1 protein-coding gene and 1 pseudogene are annotated in these 1,675 nt (G+C 55.3%); one reads left to right on the forward strand and one right to left on the reverse strand.

The annotated features are described in order from the left end of the window. Positions 1 to 97: 97 nt before the first annotated feature. A pseudogene (locus U1R88_RS35425) lies at positions 98 to 625 on the reverse strand (tyrosine-type recombinase/integrase); the annotation flags it as partial. A 497-nt stretch (positions 626 to 1,122) separates the two neighbouring features. Here U1R88_RS35425 and U1R88_RS35430 point away from each other — a divergent pair. Next, the gene (locus U1R88_RS35430) at positions 1,123 to 1,656 is read left to right on the forward strand and encodes a hypothetical protein (RefSeq protein ID WP_322435547.1); all 534 of its coding nucleotides are present in this window, start codon (positions 1,123 to 1,125) and stop codon (positions 1,654 to 1,656) included. The last annotated feature ends 19 nt before the right edge of the window (positions 1,657 to 1,675 follow it).

A 1,675-nucleotide genomic window follows, 5' to 3' on the forward strand; every position in this document is an offset into this window, starting at 1 on the left:
TCCGGCAAACGCGAATACTTGCCAAGCTAAAAAATTCTCGCTGAATCAGCGGCTTGCGAGTTCTTCACGAACGACTAGAGTGGCCGAGCAGGATCTAGATGGCGCGCAGGTTACCCGTCGCCCTATAGATCATTGATGCCTTCGTGCGACGAAACGAATGAGTGCCATATTCCTCTGGACGCAGACCAATCGCGGTGACCCACTCATCTACCAAGCGAGCATACTGCCTTGTGCTCATGTGACGTGCGCGATCGATCCTGCTCGGAAAGGCATAGTCCTCAACCGTGCCGCCACGCCGTTCGAGCCAGGCCAGCAGACTCGCTCTCACGTCGCTGGTGATCTCGAACTGGACCGGCCGCCCCGTCTTCTGTTGAACGACAATCGCGCGAGTCCTGATCTCCGGTCCGGCGACCAGATCGCGGATCCTGATCTTGACCAAGTCGCAGCCGCGAAGCTTGCTATCGATCGCGAGATCGAAGAGGGCGCGGTCTCGGATGCGGTACTCGCGATCGAGGAAGAAGCGTACAGCCCCGACTTGTTTCTGTGTGAGCGGACGCTTGGTGCCGACCGCCTTTCCAGCGTTCCAAGCTGCTCGCTCGCGACTATCGTATTGGGAATGGCCCATGTGAGTTCTCCTCGGCCTTGATGGCCGGGTATGAAACGCACGGGTCACAACCGTTCGGGGGTCGAAAGCGGACAGTCCGCGATTGGGGACGTTCAACGAGAAGCGGACATACCGCTGATAGAAGCCTAGGGCCGGAAGTGGCCATAGCCGACATCTGGAAGGTCTGCTTCAGGGCAGTTTGCTGGGCCTGTCAATCGAGCAGCCTAGGGTGGCCCGCCGCTGACATTTAGAACGTCTGCTCCTGGCAATGCGATAACGCTAGGATCCCCCCCGAACGATCAGCCATGCGTAGCTCGGCTTGATCGCGACCACACACGCAGTCCCGATAGATGTGACCTGTTAGCGGGGCGGCTCGACCGCAACAGCCATGCCCGCTTAACACTTACGGTGCGTGCCCAACGGCTCGATAGCGCGTCCTTGTCGGTTCAAGTTATCTACAGACGCCCGTTGAAACATGGCACATTGAAGTTAAACTGACATCGAACTTGGGGGGCGTAATGTCAAGTGCTATGCAGGTGTGGAACCCAGATGACTGGGAGGTATTTGCCCTGGTATTACTTCAAGGCCGCCATGGCCCACTACATGTACAGAAAATTCCGGCGGCCCACAAAGGTGATTATGGAATAGACTATTATTCCACTAAGGACCTGGCCGCTTATCAATGCTATGCGGTAGAGGAGCCGGTTGATATTTCGACCAGAGCCGAACGTCAAAAGAAAAAGATTACAAAAGATCTTGGGAAACTTATCAAAAATCATGTCGAGGTCGGAAAACTGTTCCATGGAGAACCCATTCGGCACTGGGTACTGATAGCCCCACTTCACGACAGCAAAGAACTGAATCTTCATTGCGCGAAGAAAACCAAGGACCTGCGTGAGGCTGGCTGCGCTGCGCTGGATGCCATGGTTGAGGTGATCATTCAGGATCCGAGTGACTTTCCCAATGACGCTGTTGCGACGGGAATGTCGGCCCTCTCTAGATCACATACCCATAAATGGGATTCCCAAGGAAGCCGCGTTCTGATTCATTGATCTCGACTTTGGAGGTCGA

Source organism: Labrys sedimenti (genome assembly GCF_034424805.1).
GTDB lineage: Bacteria > Pseudomonadota > Alphaproteobacteria > Rhizobiales > Labraceae > Labrys > Labrys sedimenti.